The 20,827-nt window shown below is 67.5% G+C and carries 21 protein-coding genes; 6 read left to right on the forward strand and 15 right to left on the reverse strand.

The window, feature by feature from the left end; translation table 11 throughout:
• Nucleotides 1–64 precede the first annotated feature (64 nt).
• A complete protein-coding gene (locus U5817_RS02580; RefSeq protein ID WP_407279619.1) occupies nt 65–1,255 on the forward strand; it encodes a class I SAM-dependent rRNA methyltransferase in 1,191 nt (396 codons plus the stop codon).
• Between the two features lie 138 nt (nt 1,256–1,393).
• Here the strand turns inward: U5817_RS02580 and U5817_RS02585 are convergent, their stop codons facing one another.
• The 6 genes from U5817_RS02585 to U5817_RS02610 all read right to left on the reverse strand — a co-directional run bounded on the left by U5817_RS02585 (nt 1,394) and on the right by U5817_RS02610 (nt 6,598).
• Nucleotides 1,394–1,747, reverse strand: a complete 354-nt coding sequence (locus tag U5817_RS02585) for a hypothetical protein (RefSeq protein WP_407279620.1) — start codon at nt 1,745–1,747, stop codon at nt 1,394–1,396.
• Nucleotides 1,748–1,756: 9 nt separating this feature from the next.
• On the reverse strand, nt 1,757–2,803 hold the full coding sequence (ruvB, locus tag U5817_RS02590) for a Holliday junction branch migration DNA helicase RuvB (protein WP_407279621.1): 1,047 nt from the start codon (nt 2,801–2,803) through the stop codon (nt 1,757–1,759).
• 32 nt (nt 2,804–2,835) lie between these two features.
• A complete protein-coding gene (gene ruvA, locus U5817_RS02595; RefSeq protein WP_169129495.1) occupies nt 2,836–3,435 on the reverse strand; it encodes a Holliday junction branch migration protein RuvA in 600 nt (199 codons plus the stop codon).
• A 22-nt stretch (nt 3,436–3,457) separates the two neighbouring features.
• Nucleotides 3,458–4,393, reverse strand: a complete 936-nt coding sequence (locus tag U5817_RS02600; RefSeq protein WP_407279622.1) for a prenyltransferase — start codon at nt 4,391–4,393, stop codon at nt 3,458–3,460.
• 23 nt (nt 4,394–4,416) lie between these two features.
• Nucleotides 4,417–5,871 (reverse strand): ribonuclease G, encoded by a 1,455-nt coding sequence (gene rng, locus U5817_RS02605; RefSeq protein ID WP_169129491.1) that lies wholly within the window; start codon nt 5,869–5,871, stop codon nt 4,417–4,419.
• Nucleotides 5,872–5,977: 106 nt separating this feature from the next.
• Nucleotides 5,978–6,598, reverse strand: coding sequence for a Maf family protein (locus tag U5817_RS02610; protein WP_407279623.1), 621 nt, complete (start codon nt 6,596–6,598; stop codon nt 5,978–5,980).
• 245 nt (nt 6,599–6,843) lie between these two features.
• Between U5817_RS02610 and U5817_RS02615 the strand changes: the two genes are divergently transcribed.
• The 3 genes from U5817_RS02615 to U5817_RS02625 are packed head-to-tail and all read left to right on the forward strand — an operon-like array spanning nt 6,844 to nt 8,723.
• Complete coding sequence (locus U5817_RS02615; RefSeq protein ID WP_169129487.1) at nt 6,844–7,308, forward strand: cupredoxin domain-containing protein; 465 nt, start codon at nt 6,844–6,846, stop codon at nt 7,306–7,308.
• A gap of 30 nt (nt 7,309–7,338) precedes the next feature.
• The gene (locus U5817_RS02620; RefSeq protein WP_407279624.1) at nt 7,339–8,232 is read left to right on the forward strand and encodes an ethylbenzene dehydrogenase-related protein; all 894 of its coding nucleotides are present in this window, start codon (nt 7,339–7,341) and stop codon (nt 8,230–8,232) included.
• Complete coding sequence (locus tag U5817_RS02625; RefSeq protein ID WP_407279625.1) at nt 8,229–8,723, forward strand: cupredoxin domain-containing protein; 495 nt, start codon at nt 8,229–8,231, stop codon at nt 8,721–8,723. The genes U5817_RS02620 and U5817_RS02625 overlap by 4 nt, the downstream gene beginning before the upstream one ends.
• Nucleotides 8,724–8,737: 14 nt before the next feature.
• Here the strand turns inward: U5817_RS02625 and rlmH are convergent, their stop codons facing one another.
• The 8 genes from rlmH to U5817_RS02665 are packed head-to-tail and all read right to left on the reverse strand — an operon-like array spanning nt 8,738 to nt 13,995.
• Nucleotides 8,738–9,208 carry a 23S rRNA (pseudouridine(1915)-N(3))-methyltransferase RlmH gene (gene rlmH, locus U5817_RS02630; protein WP_169129481.1) on the reverse strand — a complete coding sequence of 157 codons (471 nt, stop codon included), beginning with the start codon at nt 9,206–9,208 and terminating at the stop codon, nt 8,738–8,740.
• A gap of 52 nt (nt 9,209–9,260) precedes the next feature.
• Nucleotides 9,261–9,629 carry a ribosome silencing factor gene (rsfS, locus tag U5817_RS02635; RefSeq protein WP_169129479.1) on the reverse strand — a complete coding sequence of 123 codons (369 nt, stop codon included), beginning with the start codon at nt 9,627–9,629 and terminating at the stop codon, nt 9,261–9,263.
• The gene (nadD, locus tag U5817_RS02640) at nt 9,629–10,312 is read right to left on the reverse strand and encodes a nicotinate-nucleotide adenylyltransferase (protein ID WP_407279626.1); all 684 of its coding nucleotides are present in this window, start codon (nt 10,310–10,312) and stop codon (nt 9,629–9,631) included. The genes rsfS and nadD overlap by 1 nt, the downstream gene beginning before the upstream one ends.
• Nucleotides 10,293–11,066: a BPSS1780 family membrane protein gene (locus U5817_RS02645; RefSeq protein ID WP_169129466.1), complete on the reverse strand. Its 774-nt coding sequence runs from the start codon at nt 11,064–11,066 to the stop codon at nt 10,293–10,295. Before U5817_RS02645 ends, nadD begins: the two co-directional genes overlap by 20 nt.
• Nucleotides 11,067–11,071: 5 nt before the next feature.
• A complete protein-coding gene (locus U5817_RS02650) occupies nt 11,072–11,887 on the reverse strand; it encodes a BPSS1780 family membrane protein (protein WP_407279627.1) in 816 nt (271 codons plus the stop codon).
• Nucleotides 11,888–11,905: 18 nt separating this feature from the next.
• Nucleotides 11,906–12,847: a homoserine kinase gene (locus U5817_RS02655; RefSeq protein ID WP_407279628.1), complete on the reverse strand. Its 942-nt coding sequence runs from the start codon at nt 12,845–12,847 to the stop codon at nt 11,906–11,908.
• Between the two features lie 45 nt (nt 12,848–12,892).
• Nucleotides 12,893–13,213 carry a DUF2782 domain-containing protein gene (locus U5817_RS02660; RefSeq protein ID WP_018991849.1) on the reverse strand — a complete coding sequence of 107 codons (321 nt, stop codon included), beginning with the start codon at nt 13,211–13,213 and terminating at the stop codon, nt 12,893–12,895.
• A gap of 56 nt (nt 13,214–13,269) precedes the next feature.
• The gene (locus U5817_RS02665; protein WP_169129460.1) at nt 13,270–13,995 is read right to left on the reverse strand and encodes a TIGR00730 family Rossman fold protein; all 726 of its coding nucleotides are present in this window, start codon (nt 13,993–13,995) and stop codon (nt 13,270–13,272) included.
• A gap of 89 nt (nt 13,996–14,084) precedes the next feature.
• On the opposite strand from U5817_RS02665, the gene polA reads away from it, so the two are divergent.
• On the forward strand, nt 14,085–16,811 hold the full coding sequence (gene polA, locus U5817_RS02670) for a DNA polymerase I (protein ID WP_407279629.1): 2,727 nt from the start codon (nt 14,085–14,087) through the stop codon (nt 16,809–16,811).
• 172 nt (nt 16,812–16,983) lie between these two features.
• On the opposite strand, the gene U5817_RS02675 is transcribed toward polA, so the two are convergent.
• Nucleotides 16,984–18,417, reverse strand: coding sequence for a sodium:alanine symporter family protein (locus U5817_RS02675; RefSeq protein WP_169129178.1), 1,434 nt, complete (start codon nt 18,415–18,417; stop codon nt 16,984–16,986).
• A 291-nt stretch (nt 18,418–18,708) separates the two neighbouring features.
• On the opposite strand from U5817_RS02675, the gene U5817_RS02680 reads away from it, so the two are divergent.
• Nucleotides 18,709–20,760: an acyltransferase family protein gene (locus U5817_RS02680; protein WP_407279630.1), complete on the forward strand. Its 2,052-nt coding sequence runs from the start codon at nt 18,709–18,711 to the stop codon at nt 20,758–20,760.
• Nucleotides 20,761–20,827: the final 67 nt, after the last annotated feature.

The raw sequence follows: 20,827 nt of genomic DNA on the forward strand, positions 1-20,827 counted from the left end.
TTGGCTGGCGAGGTGCGGCGCAGGGCTATACACTCACGCGCCTGATCCTTTTGCGGTTTTCGCCATGTCCAAGCTCGTTCTGAATCCCGGCAAGGAGCGTTCGCTCCTGCGCCGCCACCCGTGGGTGTTCGCGGGCTCCGTGGCTCGCCTCGAAGGGCGCGCGCGGCCTGGCGATACGGTGGAGGTCGTCGCGGACGATGGTCGTGCGCTCGGTCGCGCAGCCTGGTCGCCCGAGTCGCAGATCCGCGCGCGCATGTGGAGTTTCGCGCCGGACGTTTCGATCGACCACGCATTCTTCAAGCGCCGCGTCGCCGAATCGGTTGCCCGTCGTGCGACCCATCCGCTGCTCGCGGGCGAGAGCGGCGTGCGCCTGATCCACGGCGAGTCCGACGGCCTGCCGGGCGTGATCGCCGACCGCTTCGGTGAGGTGGTCGTCGTCCAGCTCACCAGCGCCGGCGCGGAGAAGTGGCGCGATGCGATCGTCGCCGGGCTGGTGCAGGCGACAGGCTGCAAGGCGGTGTATGAGCGTTCCGACTCGGACGTGCGCAAGCTGGAAGGCCTGGGCCCCATGACGGGCTGCGTGTATGGCGAGCTGCCGCAGGGGGCGCTGACCATCGTCGAGAACGGCGTGCGCATGGAAGTCGACGTCGTCGCCGGCCACAAGACCGGTTTCTATCTCGACCAGCGCGACAACCGCCGCCTCACCGGGCTGCTCGCAAACGGTCGCAGCGTGCTGAACTGCTTCTGCTATACGGGCGGTTTCTCGCTGCAGGCGCTGGCGGGCGGCGCGACATCGGTGCTGTCGATCGACTCGTCGGGGCCGGCACTGGAGGTCGCGCGCCGCAACGTTGCGCTCAACCCGCACCTCGACGCGACCCGCGCGGAGTGGATGGAGGCGGACGTGTTCGCAGCGCTGCGCGCGCTGAAGACCGAGGGGCGGACCTTCGACCTCATCGTGCTGGATCCGCCCAAGTTCGCGCCCTCGGCCGCACATGCAGACCGCGCGGCGCGCGCGTACAAGGACATCAACCTGTTCGGCTTCCGCCTGCTCAATCCGGGCGGCATCCTGATGACCTACTCCTGCTCGGGCGGCATCGGCCTGGAGCTCTTCCAGAAGATCGTCGCCGGTGCGGCGAGCGACGCGGGTGTCGATGCGCGCATCCTGCATCGGCTGTCTGCCGCAGCGGATCATCCGATCGGGCTCGCGGTGCCGGAAGGTGAATACCTGAAGGGGCTCGCCGTCCAGGTCGGCTGAGGACGCGCGGCGGTCGGTCGGCGCGCTGGCGGGTGCCACGGAATCCGTAGGGCGGGAGCAGCGCAGCGAATCCCGCCACTCGACGGTCGAGGAAATTGTGGCAGCCGGTGGCGGGATACGCCTTCGGCTCCTCCCGCCCTACGTCGGATCGGCGGAGCTCCCCGGCGCGCGCCAGTCCGGGTTTGGGCCGCGCTCGCCGAGGCTGAAAGCCGCACTGACCAGCCCCAGCGCAATCAGGATCAGCAGGAAGTAGCGGACCTGCCACGCGCGCGTCGGTGCGCCGTGGACGCCACGGGCCGCGCGTCCAACGACCATCGCGCCGAGCCCCGCGATCGTCAGCAGGCCCGCGCCCAGAAGCTGTGAGGACAGACCGCCGAGGAACACCCCTTCCGACGGGTCGAGGCGGTCGGGCCAGAAGAACTCCGGGCCCCGCAGCAGCCATGCGCCGCCGAGCAGGCACAGCGTCATCGTGAAGGCGACGAAGGTGCGCATTGCGCGCTTTCAGGCGCCGAAGAGGTCGCCGTCGCGCGACGGGCGTGCGAGCCCGAAGTGTTCCCAGATGGCGGCGGTGGCGATGCGTCCGCGCGGCGTGCGCTGCAGGTAGCCCTGCTGGATCAGGTAGGGTTCGAGCACGTCCTCGATGGTGTCCGACGACTCGCCGATCGCGGCGGCGAGGTTGTCGAGCCCGACCGGGCCGCCGGCGAACTTTTCCAGCATCGCACCGAGCAGCTTGCGGTCCATCAGGTCGAGACCGAGGTGATCGACGTCCAGCATGCGCAGCGCCGCGTCGGCGACGGCGGCGGTGATGTCGCCGTCGGCCTTGACCTGCGCGTAGTCGCGCACGCGGCGCAGCAGGCGGTTGGCGATACGCGGGGTGCCGCGCGAGCGGCGCGCGATCTCGAAGGCGCCGGCGTCGTCGATGGTGACGTCGAGCAGGCGCGCCGAACGGCTGACGATGAAGGCGAGCTCCTCGGGCGTGTAGAACTCCAGCCGCGAAACGATGCCGAACCGGTCGCGCAGCGGGTTCGTCAACATGCCCGCCCGGGTGGTCGCTCCGACCAGCGTGAAGGGCGGCAGGTCGAGCTTCACCGAGCGCGCGGCCGGGCCTTCGCCGATCATGATGTCGATCTGGAAGTCTTCCAGCGCGGGGTACAGGATCTCCTCGACGACCGGCGACAGGCGGTGGATCTCGTCGATGAAGAGCACGTCGTGCGGCTCGAGGTTGGTGAGCAGCGCCGCGAGGTCGCCGGCGCGTTCGAGCACCGGCCCGGAGGTCTGGCGCAGGTTTACGCCCATCTCGGCGGCGACGATGTGCGCGAGCGTGGTCTTGCCCAGGCCTGGCGGGCCGAACAGCAGCACGTGGTCGAGCGCGTCGCCGCGCTGGCGTGCGGCGGCGATGAAGATCTCGAGCTGTTCGCGGATCTTCGCCTGGCCGACATATTCGGCGAGCCGCTTCGGGCGCAGGGCGCGCTCGACGGCGTCTTCCTGGCGGTCGGCGGTCTGCGCGGAGATGATGCGCGGGGCGTGCAGCTTGTCGGTTTCGATCATGGCGGGAGTTTAGCGCAGCGCGGGGCGGTGCTTCAGGCCTTCGACAGGCTCTTGAGTGCGAGGCGGATGCCGTCGGAGACGCCGCTGTCCTCGGGCACCGATTTCATCGCGCCGAGCGCTTCCTTCTCGTTGTAACCGAGCGCGAGCAGCGCGTTGAGGATGTCGCTGCGGTTGTCCGCTGGCTGCGCCGCCGCGCCTGCGGGCACGCTCGCGCCGAGGGTCGGCAGCGCCTTGCCGAGCTTGTCGCGCAGCTCCAGCAGCAGACGTTCGGCGGTCTTCTTGCCGATGCCCGGGATCTTCACGAGACGCCCAGCCTCCTGCAAGGCGACCGCCTGCGCGAGGTCCGTCACCGACAGCCCCGAGAGCACCGCCAGTGCCGTGCGCGCACCGATCCCGGAGACCTTCAGCAGCTGGCGGAAGGCCGCGCGCTCGTCGGCGCTGGCGAAACCGTACAGGAAGTGGCCGTCCTCGCGCACCGCGAGGTGGGTGAACAGCGTCACCGGCTGGCCGGTCGCAGGCAGGCCGTAGAAGGTGCTCATCGGCACGTCGATCTCGTAGCCGACGCCATGCACGTCGACGACGATCTGGGGAGGATTCTTTTCCAGCAGGATGCCGGCGATGCGTCCGATCATGGTTTCGGGTCCGAAGATTGGTTCAGGTATGGCGGGCGAAGGCGAGCGTGGCGGCGAGCACCAGACCGTGGAGGTTCGTGGCCGCGATCGTCAGCTTGATCGCCGGGCGCAGTTCGGCCGGGTCGGCCGCATGCTCGCGCAGTTGCCGTGCCGCGTTGAGCGACAGCACCAGCGTCAGCGCTGCGGCTGCGCAGGCCTGGGGCAGGTTGTAGCGTCCGATCTGCAGCACGAGCCAGCCGTAGGCCACGAGCGCGATCGCGAAGTAGCCCCATTTCGCCGTATCCGCGCCCAGGCGCACGACCAGCGTGCGCTTGCCGGCGGCCTCGTCGCCCGCGCGGTCGGGGAACTGGTTGATGAAGAGCAGGTTCGCGACCAGCAGCGCGAACGACAGGCCTGCCGCGACGGGCGTCCACGCAAACGTCCCGCGCTGAACGAAGTCCGTGCCGACGATTACCAGCAACCACGCGCCGGCGATGGCTAACTCGCCTAGCCCGCGGCTCGCGAGCTTGAGCGGCGGTGCCGAGTAGGCCCAGCCGAGGACGAGTCCCGCGAACCCGATCGCGATCAGGCCTCCCCCCGAGCCGTACGCGAGCCACAGCCCGGCCGGCACGACCAGCCCGAGCAGCGCGTAGGCGAAGCCTGCGGTCTGGCCTGCCGTCAGGATGCCGTTCTGGATGAAACGGCTGCCGCCGGTGAAGGGGTAGAGCCGGTCGGTGTTCGCGGCGTCGGCGCCGCTCAGGGCGTCGTGGTAGTCGTTGAGCACGTTCGCGCCCGCATGGGCGAGTAGGGCGAACGCCACGGCGACGACTGCCTGCAAGGTGTCCAGGGGGACTCCATCGGCGCGCGCCGCAGCCAGGCCGATCAGGCAGCCGACCAGCGTCACGCTGAGGAAGGCAGGTCGCGTTGCGGCGAAGTAACGCAGCGGCGCGCTGCCGAAGCGCTGCGGCGTCGGCTCCACGCCTCGGGGCGTCGCGGGGGGCGTCACAGCAGCACGATGTCGAACTGTTCCTGCGAGTAGCTCGCCTCCGGGTGCAGCGAGATCTTCTTGCCGATGAAGTCCGACAGCATCGCGAGCGACTGCGACTCCTCGTCGAGGAAGAGGTCGATCACGTTGGGCGCGGCGAGCACGCGGAATTCGCGCGCGTTGAACTGGCGCGCCTCGCGCAGCAGTTCGCGCAGGATCTCGTAGCACACCGTGCGCGCGGTCTTGACCTCGCCGCGTCCGCCACAGGTCGGGCAGGGCTCGCACAGCAGGTGGGCGAGCGATTCGCGCGTGCGCTTCCTCGTCATTTCGACCAGCCCCAGTGCGGTGAAGCCATTCACCGTCATCTTGGTGTGGTCGCGCGCGAGCGCCTTGCGGAACTCGTCGAGCACCATGTCGCGGTGCTCGGGGTTTTCCATGTCGATGAAGTCGATGATGATGATGCCGCCGAGGTTGCGCAGGCGCAGCTGGCGCGCGATCGTCTGCGCGGCCTCGAGGTTGGTCTTGAAGATCGTGTCGTCGAAGTTGCGTGCGCCGACGAAGCCGCCGGTGTTCACGTCGACGGTGGTCATCGCCTCGGTCTGGTCGATGATCAGGTAGCCGCCGGATTTCAGGTTCACGCGCCGCGCGAGCGCCTTCTGGATCTCCTCCTCGACGCTGTGCAGGTCGAACAGCGGACGCTCGCCGCCATAGTGTTCGAGCAGGGGCAGCACCTTGGGGCTGTACTCGGAGGCGAAGGCGGTGAGCTTCTGGAAGTTCTCGCGCGAGTCGACGAGGATGCGCGTCGTGTCGTCGTTGACCAGATCGCGCAGCACGCGCTGCCCGAGGCCGAGGTCTTCGTAGAGCACTGCCGGCGGGAAACGCCCGGTCGAGCTGTTGCGGATCTCGCCCCACAGCTTGCGCAGGTAGGCGATGTCGGCGGCGAGCTCCTCGTCGGAGGCCGACTCGGCCATCGTGCGCACGATGAAGCCGCCGGCCTCATCGGCGGGCACGAGGCGCGTGAGGCGTTCGCGCAGCGCTTCGCGCTCGGCCTCGTCCTCGATGCGCTGCGAGATGCCGATGTGCTTTTCCTGGGGCAGGTACACGAGCAGCCGCCCGGCGATGCTGATCTGCGTCGACAGGCGCGCGCCCTTCGTGCCGATCGGGTCCTTCAGCACCTGTACGGTGAGGTTCTGGCCTTCGACGAGGATGCGCTCGATCGGCTTGCCGGTGTCGCCGTTGTGGCGATCGCTCCAGATGTCCGCGACGTGCAGGAAGGCGGTGCGTTCGAGGCCGATGTCGATGAAGGCCGACTGCATGCCCGGCAGCACACGCACGACCTTGCCGAGGTAGATGTTGCCGACGATGCCTCGGCTGGCGGTGCGCTCGACGTGCAGCTCCTGCACCACACCCTGCTCGACGATCGCTACGCGCGTCTCCTGCGGCGTGAAGTTGATGAGAAATTCGATGCTCATGGAATTGCTGCCAATGGGAAATGCGCAAGCGCAGACGTGAGGCACCGATTGCGCATTGCCCATCGAGGACGCCGCCCGGCGCACACCGGGCGGGAACTGGTCGAGCTTACAGGGGATAGCCGAAGGCGTCGAGGAGCTGCGCCGTCTCGAACAGCGGCAGGCCCATGATTCCCGTGTAGCTGCCGCGGATCTCCGCGATGAAGATCGCCGCGCGCCCCTGGATGCCGTAGGCGCCGGCCTTGTCCATCGGCTCGCCGGTCGCGACGTAGTGGCGGATCTCGCCATCGGCGAGGGCACGAAATCGCACTTCGCTGGTGTTGATGCAGCTGCGCGTGCGCGCGCCGTCGCTGATCGCCACCGCGGTCAGCACGCGATGCGTCCGCCCCGACAGGCGGCGCAGGATCGCCGCGGCGTCATTGGCGTCGGCCGGCTTGCCGATGATCTCGCCGTCGAGTTCCAGGGTCGTGTCCGCCGACAGCACCGGGTGCTGCGGCAGGGTGCGCCACTGCAGGCGCCGGCATCCGGCCTCGGCCTTGGTGAGCGCGACGCGTTCGACGTAGTGTTCGACGTTCTCGTCCGGCAGCGGCGTCTCGTCGACGTCGGCGTCGGCCCCGCGCTCCGTGCCCCGGAATACGAGCAGGTCGAAATGCACGCCGATCTGGCGCAGGAGCTCGCGGCGGCGCGGGCTGCGCGAGGCGAGGTAGATTCGGGCTTGGAGGCTGCTCATGGCTTTCGGGTACGGGATGCCGGCGGTTATTGGGGCGGATTCTACCCTCTTGGCTGCGCTGCGACCCGGCGCATGTGCCGATTTGCGGGCGGATGACGGCGCGTCGTCCGCGGTGGCCCGTCGTGCTTGTCATTGCATTTAATTGATACAATTCCCCGGTCATCAAATGCCCGCGTGTTGTGCATCACGTCGCCGAGGCACGCAGGCCGATCCGGCATCGCCAATTTACTCTGGAGCAAGTCCGTATGCGCATGTCCCTCATCTCTCTTCTCGCCGGGGCGATCCTCGCCGCGCCCCTCGTTGTCGGAGCTGCCGAGCCCGTCGCCGATGCCGCCGCGATCGTGAAGGCCGCCAACTGGGACGCGATGGAGACGATCACCGTGGAACTCACCGAGCACAGCTTCACGCCGCAGGATCTCAAGCTCAAGGCCGGCCAGCCCTACCGTCTGGTGATCAAGAACGTGGGCCAGAAGGACCACTATTACACGGCGACGGAGTTCTTCAAGTCGGTCGCGTGGCGCAAGGTGCAGACGCCCAAGCCGAATGGCGGCGAGATCAAGGCGCCGTACTTCACGGCCGTCGAGGCTTACAAGAACGGCGGGGCCGTCGAGCTGTTCTTCGTCACCGTGAATAAGGGCGAGTTCGAGGTCATCTGCACGATCGAGGACCACAAGGATCAGGGCATGCACGGCTCGATCGTCGTCGAGTAAGCCCCTTCCCGCCATCCTGCCGAGCCGCCCATGAAGTTTCTTGTTCCGCTCCTTTCGCTGCTGCCCATGGTGGCGCATGCGCAGGCCCCTACGCCGCAGGTGATTCCGGTGTCCAACCTCGCTGCCGCACCGAAGCCGGACGGCGACCTGGGCGAGTGGGGGGGCAGCGGCTGGATCAAGGTGCCGGTGAAACCGGCGCTGGAGCGCGAGGAGCGGGCGAAGTACGGTCTGGATCCGGCCGGCGAGCGCAACACCGCCGGCAACCTGACGGTCGAGCTGAAGGCGGGCGTCGCGGCGGGGCGGTTCTACCTCGCCGTGCGCTATCCGGACGACGCCGCGGACGCCGTGCACAAGGAATGGAGCTGGCGTGGCGACAAGTACCAGCGCGAGAGCCAGCTCGAGGACATGTTCGCGGTGCGTTTCCACCTCGCCGGCGACTTCGACCGCACGATGCTGTCGACCAAGGACTACAAGGTCGACGTCTGGCTGTGGTCGGCCGCGCGGACCAACCCGTCGGGCATCGCCGAGGACATGGTGCATCACGTCACGACCAAGATGCAGGAGTCGGCCGCCGAATATCAGGTCAAGGACGGCCCGGTGATCTACATCACGAAGCGTCGCGACGAGGGCGCGGCGTCTTACGAGATGCTGCCGCGCCCCAAGGAGAACAAGGGCGATCGCCTGCCTTCGTTCGCCCCCGCGAACCCCTCGGGCAGCGCCGCGGACGTGGCCGCCAAGGGGGTGTGGAAGGCAGGGCACTGGAATCTCGAATTCGCCCGCGCCCTCGATCCAGGCCATGCGGATGACGCCGCGTTCAAGGCGGGAGCGCGGATCACCGGCCAGATCGCGGTGTTCAACAAGGCCAATGCCGAGCACAAGAGCGTATCGGAGCCGCTGGTGTTCGATTTCGGCGCAGTGAAATGAGCGCGGTGAAGACTCTGGTCGGCGCCCTGCGCGCGGCGCTGATCGCCATTGCTCTCGCGTTCGGCACGGGAGCCGCAGGCGCTGCAGCGGCCGAGGAAGAGCCGGTGGTGCGCATGCATCCGGCGCTCGCCGGTATCGACTGGACCGAAGTGACCGTGGTCGAGGTCGCGCTCAAGGACCACAGCTACGAGCCCGACGAGATCCGCCTCAAGGTCGGCCAGCCGTACAAGCTGGTGCTGCGCAACGTCGGTGCGGTGGCGCACGACATGGTCGGCGGCTCGCTCTTCGACGAGAAGGTGATTGCGCTGCGCATGGTGAATTCCAGCGTCGGGCGGGTGATCGCCGATTACGTGAATTCGGTGTACGTGCGCTCGCGCAACGACATCGAACTCTGGCTCGTGCCGCTCAAGGCGGGCGATTATTCCTTCTTCTGCAGCCTGCCGGGGCATCGCGAGGACGGGATGGAAGGCATCGTCCGCATCGTTCCCTGAGCCTGCGCGGGTGCTCACTCCCGGTGATAGGGGTGGTTCTTCAGCACCGTCCAGGCGCGGTACAGGGCTTCGGCGAGCAGCGGGCGCACGAGCGCATGCGGGAGCGTCAGGCTCGACAGCCGGATGCGTTCGTGCGCGCTCGATTTCAGCGCCGGCGACAGGCCGTCCGGGCCGCCGACGATCAGCGCGACGTCCGCCCCTTCTGCCTGCCACGCTTCCAGCCGGCCGGCGAGTGCGATGGTGGTCAGGTCGCTGCCGCGCTCGTCGAGGATCACGCGGCGGCAACGCGGCGGCAGGGCCGCTTCGATGCGCGCGGCTTCGGCCGCCATCATCGCGTCGACGGTCTTGCCGGTCGTGCGCGGTTCGGCCTTCACCTCGACGAGTTGCAGCGGCAGCTCGCGCGGCATGCGGCGCGCGAACTCGTCGAAGCCGGACTCGACCCACGCGGGCATGCGCGTGCCGACGGCGACGATCAGCAGTTTCATCGGTGAGTGTGCAGGAGCGGCGGCCGGTGCGAAGCCGCCCGCAGGGCGCGTGTCACTGCGCCGCGACGCCCGTGGCCGCGCGGCCGCGCCGCAGGGTCGAGGGGGCGGCCCACAATTCTTCGAGGTTGTAGTAGCTGCGGATCGCCGGCTGCATGATGTGCACGACGATGTCGCCGAGGTCGACGAGCACCCATTCCCCGGTCTCCTCGCCTTCCACGCTGGCCACCCGGGCCCCGGCTTCACGGACCTTTTCCTGCACGTTGCGCGCCAATGCGCGCGTCTGCCGGTTGGAGTCGCCGGTGGCGATGACGACGCGGTCGAACAGCGAGGTCAGGCGGGTGGTGTCGATGACTTCGATGTCCTTGGCCTTGATGTCTTCCAGGGCGGCGACGACGGTTTTTTCGAGTGTGCGGGTGTCCATCAGGTTCTGCGGTAAAGGTGGTGCAACCCAATATAGTCGAGAACGGAATCGGGCAGCAAATAGCGGGCGCTGTGCCCGCCGCGGATGAGGTCGCGGATCAGCGACGCGGAGATCGCCAGCGGGGTCATGTCGAAGGGAACCACCCGCCCGGCAGGGCTGCCGTGCAGGACGGCGGGGTTCGTATCGATGCGACCGGCGCACGCGGCGTCGAGTTCCGGCGACAGCGTGCCCGGCCAGCGCCGGCCGTGCGGCGCGTAGCCCGGCCGGTTGGCGACCGCGATGTGGGCGAGGCCGAAGAGCTCCTGCCAGCGGTGCCAGCCCGGCAGGCCGTTGAAGGCGTCGGCGCCGAGGATCAGCACCAGCGGGCGCCCGGCGCCGTGCAGGGCGCGCAGACGCTCAAGGGTGAGGATCGTGTAGCTCTTGCTGGGGGCGAACACCTCGCCGTCGTCGACGACGAGGCCGGGATTGCCGGCGCTCGCCAGCCGCACCATCGCCAGGCGGTCGGCGGCAGGGGACTGCGGCACGTCGCGGTGCGGCGGCTGGCCGGCCGGGATCAGGGCGACCTGGGCGAGCCCGAGCGCCTCGCGGGCTTCCTCGGCGAGGCGCAGGTGGCCGAAATGGATGGGGTCGAAGGTGCCACCCAGCAGCCCCAGCGTGCCCGCGTCAGGCTTCTTCGGGGGCATTCCCGGGTTCGCCGAAGATGTCGCGGGCGTTGGTGTAGAAACTGGCGAAGACGATGGGGATCAGCAGCAGCGGCAGCGGCACCGAGAGCAGCGTCGCCAGCGTCGGCGAGATCGTACCGATGATGCCGAGCACGATGCCCGGCAGGACCGCACCGAACAGCGCCAGCGCGATCGAGTAGGCGAGGAAGGGGCGCCAGTTGCGCAGGCACGCGAAAAAACTGAAGAACATCGCCTTCGGTGCGGGCACCTGCCACCAGCCCGCGAGAAGCGGCGCGAACCAGTAGGCCATCATCACCGGTGTCGACAGAGCGATCGCGATCATCAGCGCCATGGTGAAGCCGGTGCTGGTGGCAATTTCCGGCTCGAGCTTGCCGCCACTGGTCATGAGCCCGAAGAGGGTGCCGCCGTCTGCAATGGCAGTCAGCCCCAGCACGAGCCAGACGCCGGCGAAGTTGATGCCGCCGATGACGATCAGTGCGGGGAGGTTCTGCTGGAAGCCTGAGAACAGCACGTCCGGGCCCGCCTTGCGCCCGGCGTCGATGGCGCGGCAGGTGTTGAGCACGCCGAGCGACAGGACCGGCGTCAGCAGCGACGCGATGATCTGTCCGATGAAGGGTACGACGCTGACGAGGATCAGCAGCAGGAGGTAGCCGAAGGAGGCGAAGGTGAGCAGCGCGGGATTGCGCCGCCACAGCTGCAGGCCTTCGCCGAGCCAGGCAAAGCCGCGCCCGGCCGGAAGTTGTCGTGCTTGCATGCGGCTTACTCGGCAGGGGTGTCGGTGGGGCCGGGCAGCGCGGGTGTCGGCTGCGGGGCATGGGGAGCGAAGGTGTCCTGCCAGGCCGCATACAGCGCGCCGGCCAGTACCGGGACGAGCACGAGGACGCCCAGCGCGAACGGCAGCATGGCGATCCAGGTGAGCAGGTAGAGGACGAAGCCGAGGACGATGAAACTGCCGAGATTGGAGACGCAGGCGCGCAGCGAGAGCCTCATCGCGTCGAGCGGCGACACGTTCTGCAGCACCACCAGCGGCGGGGCGAACCATAGCGCCATCAGCAGCAGGATCAGCAGGACGGGCCACAGCGCCGCCGAGAGCAGGGCGACGCCGCTGGCCAGCCCGATGCTGCCGAGCAGGCCCACCAGCATGCCCGTCACCGCGGCGCTGCTGCCGACCAGGACCGCGACCAGGGCAGCGGCGAGTCCGCCGAGCACGTAGAAGAAACCGACCATCAGCAGGTTGCCCGAATGGCGGCGCGCGCCTTCGAACAGGTGGGCGACACGCAGCGGCTCGCCCTGGTGCTGTGCATGCACGCCGGTGACCATGCCGGCGACGAGCATCGGGAACACGAGCTGCAGGACCAGCGGGGCGAGCAGCGGGCCGAAGGTCGGGATGAAGCCCACTGCGGCGGCGAGCGCGAACAGCACGGCGATCAGCGCCAGCGTCAGGACGACCCAGGTGCCGGGATTGACGATGAAGGTCTTCCAGCCCGCGGCGATCCATCGCAGCGTGTCGGCAGGCGTGACGTGCCCGGGCGGGGGGAGAGGGTGCCGGCGGTGCGATGCGCCGTGATCGGTCATGTGCGGATCGTTCATCGTTCAGAGCGGCAGCGGTGGCGTCGCCGCGATGCGCAGGCGCAGGATGTCGCGGTATTCTGCGGGCGGCTTTACCAGCACCATCTCGCCCGGCTTGGGCAGGTGGTAATCCTCGGCGCGCGACAGCCAGAAGCGCAGCGCCGCGGCGCGCAACATGGCAGGCCAGTTCGCGCGTTCGGCGTCCGTGAAGGGGCGCTCGGCGTGATAGGCGGAGAGCAACGCGGCGGTGCGTTGCGCATCGAGTTCACCGCCCTCGGTCGTGCACCAGTCGTTCACGGTCACCGCGACGTCGAAGAGCAGCGCGTCGTGGCCGGCGAAGTAGAAGTCGATCACGCCGCCGATGAAGTCGCCATCCCACAGCACGTTGTCGCGGAAGAGGTCGGCGTGGATCACGCCGCGCGGCAGGTGGCCGTAGTTCGCCGCGGCCTGGAAGGCGAGTTCCGCATCCAGCAGGGCCTGCTCGTCTGCCGGCAGGAAGGGGCGCACGCGTGCGGCGGCGGCCGTGCGCCATGCCGCGCCGCGCGGGTTTTCCTGGCGTCGCCCATACGACAGGCCGGCCAGGTGCAGGCCCGCGAGCATCGCGCCGACGCGCTCGCAGTGGCGTTCGCCGGGGGCCATCTCGGACTTGCCCGACAGGCGCATGACCAGCGCCGCGGGGCGCTCGGACAGCGTGCCGAGGTACTCGTTGTCGCGGTCGGCGATGGGGGCCGGCACCGGCAGCCCGTGGCGTGCGAGGTGGGCCATGAGGTGCAGGAAATAGGGCAGTTCGGCGCGCGGGATGGCCTCGAACAGCGTCAGCACGTAGCGGCCGAGCGTGGTGGTGACGAAGAAGTTGCTGTTCTGCACGCCGGCCGAGATGCCCTGCAGCTCGACGAGGCGGCCAATGGCATAGTGGCCGAGCCAGCGCGACAGCGTCTCGGGGGCGACAGCGGTGAAAACGGACATGGCAGGGTACGAGGGTGGGTCAGTGGCCCGTGGGCCGGGATTGCATTACCAGGACTTGATCACCCACATCGGCACGGCGAGCGTCGGCAGCACATCCTGCCGCGTCATCACGCCGTTGCCTTCGTTGTCGATCAGGTAGTAGGGCACGCCGTGCGGAGGCGTGACCTTGACCATGTAGAGCTTGCCGCGGATGCGGTACTCCTGCACGGTGTCCTCGCCGCGCTTGACGATGCGGACTTCGGGATCCAGCGACGGATCGCTCGCCGGCATCGGCGGCGGTTCGGGGATCGGTTCGAGTTTCGGAGGCTGCTGGGCCGCAACCGGGGTTGCGAGGGCCATCAGCAGCACGATCAGGTTGCGGCGCATGGTGCTCTCCTTGAATGGCGCGGATTCTAGCAGGGACCCGCGTTGTGCGTCCGTCATTACAGGTTGAGCAGCAGTTCGTGTTCCTCGGGCAGCGGCAGGAAGCCGCGGTGTTCGTAGTGCTTGAAGATCGCCTCGACGACTTCCTCGGGCGTGTCGATCACCTGGATGAGGTCGAGGTCCTCGGGGTTGATCATGCGTTCGGCAACGAGGCGCTCGCGGAACCAGTCGATCATGCCTTTCCAGAACGGGCCGTGCACGAGGATGATCGGGATCTTGCGGCTCTTGCCGGTCTGGATCAGCGTCAGGGCCTCCATCAGCTCGTCCAGCGTGCCGAAGCCGCCCGGCATCACCACGTAGGCCGAGGCGAAGCGCACGAACATGAACTTGCGCGCGAAGAAGTGCTGGAAGGTCTGCGAGATGTCCTGGTAGGGGTTGGAGCTCTGCTCCATCGGCAGCTGGATGTTGAGGCCGATCGAGGGGCTCTTGCCGAAATAGGCGCCCTTGTTGGCCGCCTCCATGATGCCGGGGCCGCCGCCGGAGATCACCGCGAAGCCGGCGTCCGACAGCAGGCGGCTGATTTTTTCGGCGAGGATGTAGTACATGTGGTCGGGCGGGATGCGTGCGCTGCCGAAGATCGACACCGCTGGGCGGATCGCGTTGAGGCGTTCGGTCGCCTCGACGAACTCTGCCATAATTCCAAAGATCCGCCACGACTCGCGGGCGTTGAAGCGCGGTGCCATGCTGCTGGGAGCGCTCGGCGGGATTTTTTCTTTCGCGGTCATGTTGTTCTCGTCTTGTCGTCCTGCCGGTCCGTGTGCCGGCTTCGTCTGAACCCGGGTTGTGCCCGGATCCCCGCAAGGAAATTTGTCCGATGCCCGTTCTGTTGCTCGTCGATGGTTCCAGCTATCTGTATCGCGCGTTCCACGCGCTGCCGGATCTGCGCAATTCGAAGGGCGAGCCGACTGGGGCGATTCGGGGTGTGTTGTCGATGCTACGTCGCCTCGAAAGCGACTACAAGGCCGAATTCCGCGCCTGTGTGTTCGACGCCAAGGGAAAGACCTTCCGCGACGACTGGTATCCCGAATACAAGTCGCACCGCCCGCCCATGCCGGACGATCTGCGTGCGCAGATCGAACCGCTGCACGAGGCGGTGCAGGCCGAAGGCTGGCCGCTGCTGGCGGTCGAGGGCGTCGAGGCCGACGACGTGATCGGCACGCTGACGCGCCTGGCGCTGGAGCGCGGCTGGGAGGTGGTGATCTCGACCGGCGACAAGGATCTGACCCAGCTCGTGCGTCCCGGCGTGAAGTGGGTGAACACGATGAGCGAGGAAGTGCTCGACGAGGCGGGGGTTGCGGCGAAGTTCGGCGTGCCGCCCGAGCGCATCGTCGATTACCTGGCGCTGGTTGGCGACACCGTCGACAACGTGCCGGGCGTGGAGAAGTGCGGCCCGAAGACCGCGGTGAAGTGGCTCACCGAATACGGAACGCTCGACAATCTCGTTGCGAACGCCGACAAGGTCGGCGGCAAGGTGGGCGAGAACCTGAGGAAGCACCTCGACTTCCTGCCGCTGGGGAAGAGGCTCGTGACCGTGGCGACCGACGTCGCGCTGCCGGTCGCGCTCGACGATCTGCCGGCGCGCGACGACGACAAGGCGGCGCTGCGCGCGCTCTACGAGCGTTTCGAGTTCCGCGGCTGGCTCAGGGATCTGGACGGGCAGGGCGCTGCGGCCGCGCTTGCATCGGCGGGCGAGGCGGCGGTCGCCGACGATCCCCCCGCAGCGCCGGGGGCGCACCGCGGCGCTTATGTGACGATCCTCGACTGGGCGACGTTCGACGCGTGGGCGGCAAAGCTCGACGGCGCCGCGCTCGTCGCCTTCGATACCGAGACGACCAGCCTGGATCCGATGGCGGCGCGGCTCGTCGGCATGTCCTTCGCGATCGTCGCCGGCGAGGCGGCCTACCTGCCGCTCGCGCACCGCGGGCCCGACGTGCCGCACCAGCTGCCGCTCGACGAGGTGCTGGCGCGCCTCAAGCCTTGGTTCGAATCGGCCGCGCATGCCAAGCTCGGGCAGAACCTCAAATACGACGCCCATGTGCTCGCCAATCACGGCATCCGCCTCGCCGGCATCGCGCACGACACGCTGCTCCAGTCCTACGTGCTGGAAAGCGACAAGTCGCATGACATGGACTCGCTGGCGAAGCGCCACCTCGGCCTGACGACCATCCCCTACACCGATGTGTGCGGCAAGGGCGCGAAGCAGATCGGCTTCGACGAGGTCGCGGTCGACCGTGCGACCGAATACGCGGCCGAGGACGCCGACATCACGTTGCGCCTGCACCGCAAGCTGTGGCCGCAACTCGAAACGCTGCCGGCGCTGGCGGCGCTGTATCGCGACATCGAGCTGCCGGCGATGCGGGTGCTGCTCGACATGGAACGCACCGGCGTGCTGATCGACGCCTTCCTGCTCGCGCAGCAGAGCGAGGAGCTGGGTCGCCGCCTGATGGAGCTGGAGCGCGAGGCGCACGATCTGGCCGGCCAGCCGTTCAACCTCGCGTCACCGAAGCAGCTGGGCGAGATCCTGTTCGGCAAGCTCGGCCTGCCGGTGGTGAAGAAGACCGCCACCGGCCAGCCCTCGACCGACGAGGAGGTGCTGCAGCAGCTCGCCGACGACTATCCGCTGCCCAAGCTGCTGCTCGAACATCGTGGTTTCGCGAAACTGAAGAGCACCTACGCGGACAAGCTGCCGCGCATGGTCAACCCGAAGACCGGGCGCGTGCATACGAGCTTCTCGCAGGCGGTCGCGGTCACCGGCCGGCTCGCGAGTTCGGATCCCAACCTGCAGAACATCCCGATCCGCACCGCCGAGGGACGGCGTATCCGCGCCGCCTTCATCGCGCCGCGCGATCACGTGATCGTGTCTGCCGACTACTCGCAGATCGAGCTGCGCATCATGGCCCACCTGTCGGGCGACGCGCGCCTGCTGGACGCCTTTGCGCACGGCGAGGATGTGCACCGCGCGACCGCCGCCGAGGTGTTCGGCGTGACGCCGGCGGAGGTCACGAGCGAGCAGCGCCGCTACGCCAAGGTGATCAATTTCGGCCTCATCTACGGCATGAGCGCGCACGGCCTGGCGAAGAACCTGGGCATCGACCGCGCCGCCGCGCAGGGCTGGATCGACCGCTACTTCGCGCGCTATCCCGGGGTCGCTGCCTACATGGATCGCGTGAAGGCCGAGGCGAAGGAGCGCGGTTACGTCGAGACGGTGTTCGGTCGCCGCCTCTACCTGCCCGAGATCCGCGCCCAGCAGGTCGGTCGCCGCCAGGCCGCCGAACGCGCGGCGATCAATGCGCCGATGCAGGGCACGGCGGCGGACCTGATCAAGAAGGCGATGATCGCCGTGCACGCATGGCTGCCCGCTGCGGGCCTGAAATCACGCCTGATCCTGCAGGTGCATGACGAACTGGTGCTGGAGGTGCCGCGCGACGAGCTCGAGCGCGTGCGCGCGGAACTGCCGGCGCAGATGTGCGGCGTCGCCGATCTGGCGGTGCCGCTGCTGGTCGAGGTCGGTGTCGGCGACAACTGGGACGAAGCGCACTGAGGCCCGGGGGGGGGCGTGCCCCTGCCCGGGAACTGGGGCGAAGCTTCCTGTGGGAGCGGCTTCAGCCGCGAATGGGCCGCAACGCATGCGAGAACGTCCCTTCGCGGCTGAAGCTCCCACCGATTCAGGAGGCTGCCCTTGACTTGCCGGTCAGCCGCCGCCTGGATTGGCCCTATCGGCGCGTCGTCCAGAAGTCGGCGTTGCGGATCCCCAGCTTTTCCGGCTCGAACACCGGATCCTTTCCTTCCTTCTTCTGCCGCTCGTAATCGCGCAGCGCGATGAGCGCCGGCTTCTGCAGGATCAGGATGGCGATGATGTTGAGCCACGCCATGATGCCCACGCCGATGTCGCCGAGGTCCCATGCTGCGCCGGCGCTACGTACCGAGCCGTAGGTCACTGCCGCCATCATCACGATGCGCAGCACGAACACCAGCCACGGGCGATGCACCTTGCGGTTGATGTAGGCGAGATTGGTCTCGGCCATGTAGTAGTACGCGACGATGGTCGTGAAGGCGAAGAACATCAGGGCCAGCGCGACGAAGCTCGCGCCGAAGCCGGGCATCACCGACTCGACCGCGGCCTGCGTGTAGGCGGGGCCGGTTTCGACGCCCGGCAGGTGGTCGAGGATCATCGAACCGTCCGGGTGCTTGACGTTGTACTTGCCGGTGGCGAGCAGCATGAACGCAGTCGCCGAGCACACCAGGAGCGTGTCGATATACACCGAGAAGGCCTGCACATAGCCCTGCTTGGCCGGATGCGACACTTCCGCCGCCGCCGCCGGGTGTGGGCCCGAGCCCTGGCCCGCCTCGTTCGAATACACGCCGCGCTTCACACCCCACTGCACTGCGAGGCCCAGTACCGCCCCGAATCCCGCCTCGAGGCCGAAGGCGCTCTTGAAGATCAGCGCGATCATCGCCGGCACTTGATCAATGTGCAGGAACACGATCACCAGGGCCATCAGGATGTAGGCGAGCGCCATGAAGGGCACGACGAACTCGGCGAAGTGCGCGATGCGCTTGACGCCACCGAAGATGATGAAGCCCAGCGTGATCACGATCAGCGCCGCGCTGACCGCGTGGTCGATGCCCCATGCGTTGTACACGCCGGCGGCGATGCTGTTGGCCTGTACGCCGGGCAGCAGCAGGCCCATCGCGATCGCCGTCGACACGGCGAAGATCCACGCGTACCACTTCTGCCCCATCGCCTTCTCGATGTAGTAAGCGGGGCCGCCACGGTACTGACCGTTATCGTCCTTTTCCTTGTAGATCTGGGCAAGCGTCGATTCGATGTAGGCCGTCGAGGCGCCCAGGAAGGCCGTCATCCACATCCAGAACACCGCACCGGGGCCGCCGAAGGTGATCGCGGTGGCGACGCCGGCGATGTTGCCGGTGCCGACGCGGCCCGACAGCGCCATTGCCAGCGCCTGGAAGGACGAGACGCCGGCGTCCGAGCTCTTGCCCTGGAACATCAGGCGGATCATCTCGTTGAAGCCGCGCACCTGCATGAAGCGCGTGCGGATCGAGAAATACAGGCCCACGCCGAGGCACAGGTACACGAGTGCCGGGCTCCAGACGTAGCCGTTGATGGTTGAAATGAGTGCATCCATTGACTTGCCTCCTTGTGGAATCGGCTCTTTCCCCCGGCCATGCAATGTCGCGACGGCGGTTGCCGCGGGACGCGAGGCGGATGCTAGGGTGGGCTTCCGGGCCGGACGGTGAGCGAGCGCGCATGATACGCGAGGACGCCGCGGGTTGAAGTCGCGATGTTTCATCACTTTGCGACCCTTTATTGACCGGTTTTCGCTGGTTTTTCCCAAGATTTGCGCAGTGGCGATTAAAATCAGGAGTTTTGTCGAATTTTCTGAGCCGCGTCTCGCGCATCCGGGATCGGCATTTTCATGACCCACCCCAATCCTCATCTCGCCTATCGTCCGGATATCGATGGCCTGCGTGCGCTCGCGGTCCTTTCGGTCGTCATCTTCCACGCGTTCCCCGAGGCGCTGCCGGGCGGCTTCGTCGGTGTCGATATCTTCTTCGTCATCTCGGGTTACCTGATTTCCTCGATCATCATCAAGGCGCTCGGCCGCGGTGAATTCAGCTTTGCTGATTTTTACGCGCGCCGGGTGCGGCGCATCTTTCCCGCGCTGCTCGTCGTCGTCTCCGCATGTCTCGCGGTGGGCTGGGGGGCGTTGTTTCCGGACGAATACGCGCAGCTCGCGAAGCATTCGGTGGGTGGCTTGGGGTTCGTCGCCAACTTCATGTTCTGGCAGGAGGCCGGTTATTTCGATACGGAAGCCGAACTCAAGCCGTTGCTGCATCTGTGGTCGCTGGGCATAGAGGAACAGTTCTACATCGTGTGGCCGGCGCTGGCGCTCGTGGTGTGGCGCATGCGCCACCGGCTCGGTGGCATCGTTGTCATCCTGGCGGCCATCTCGCTCGTCGCCAGCATTGCGTTGAGTGCGCAATGGCCCGTCGCCAGCTATTTTCTGCCGTGGACGCGAGTGTGGGAGTTGCTCTTCGGGGCCGCGCTCGCGTGGCGTCTGCAACGCTACGGCATGCTCTTCCCCGTCTCCGCGGTGTGGGCGCCGAGCATCGCCTCGGTGGCCGGCCTGTTGCTCATCGCGCTTGGTCTTGTCGCCATCGACAAGGAGCGGGTTTTTCCCGGCGCCTGGGCGCTGCTGCCGGTTTGCGGTGCGGTGCTTCTCATTGCGGCCGGCCCGCGTGCGGCGGTCAACCGGATCCTGTTGTCGGCGCGTCCCGCTGTGTGGGTCGGACTCATCAGCTTTCCCCTGTACCTGTGGCACTGGCCGCTGCTGTCCTTTATCCGCATCTTGCATCCCGAGGGCGCGACTCCCCCCGTGCTTCTTGCGGCGCTTGCAGCCGCGTTCGCTCTGTCGTGGGCAACGTTCCGTGTGGTTGAGCTGCCGGTCCGCCGCCATGGCGGGCGGAGAACCGTCGCCGGGCTGGTGTCGGCCGGCGCCCTGCTCGCGATCGTGGGCTGGAGCATCAACCAACGTGACGGGCTGGAAATCCGCCTCAAGGATGCCCAGGCTCAACAGGCGTCTGCCGCCTTGCGCTGGGAAGAGTCGTGGCTGGGCAGTGGTGACTGCCGCCACCTCCTGCCCGCCAACTTCACTGGCGACTGCCTGATCGGTGACGCGTCGCGCGCCCCTGATGCGGTGATCATCGGCGACAGTCACGCGAACCACTTTTTCTGGGGCATCAGCGAGGCGCTTGCGCGTAGCGGCGGCAATCTCCTTCAGATCAATGAGGACGGCTGTCTGCTGCTGCTCGGCATGGATACCCGCGAGAAGACGGGCGCATCGCGCGGCTGCGCCCCTGTTGCCGAGATCGCCTTCGCATACGCAGTCAATGCGCCAGAGGTCAAGACGATTTTCCTCGCGGGACGCTGGGTGCTTGGGATCACCGCACGCCAACTGAAGGACAAGCCGGGAGTATTCAGCCGCGCACATCGCAAGCCCGTGCTCCTCGCGGCGCCGGACGATCCTTCCATCGGACGTGGGAACGTGGTGGCGACCGCCCTCGACGAGACGTTGCGACAGCTCACCGCTACCGGTAAGAGAGTCGTCTTCCTCGATTCCGTGCCCGAACTCCCCTTCAATGCGCGCGAGTGCGTACATTGGACGCCGAATCGGTTCGTAAGCCGCATTCCGCGGCCCCAGTGCGAGGTTTCGCGCAAGATGATCGATGCTCGCAACGGGGAGTATCGTCCTTACCTGCGACCGGTACTGGAAAAGTATCCGGAGGTAATCGTTTTCGATCCGCAGACGGTGATGTGCGACGATCGCGCCTGCCTTGGCTGGCGCGACGGCGAGCTGATGTACCGTGACGACGATCACCTGTCGATGGCGGGCTCCCGCTGGCTTGGCGCGCACATCGTGCGTGCCTTGCAGACCGCTCCGAATGGGGCGGCAAGGCCGGGCTCATGAGTCGCGAGGCTATAATCACCAATTTTGCTTGCCGGGACTGCAGAGACTGCTGTCCCCAACCAGAGGT

This window comes from Aromatoleum evansii (assembly GCF_045689615.1).
GTDB classification, from domain to species: Bacteria; Pseudomonadota; Gammaproteobacteria; order Burkholderiales; family Rhodocyclaceae; genus Aromatoleum; species Aromatoleum evansii.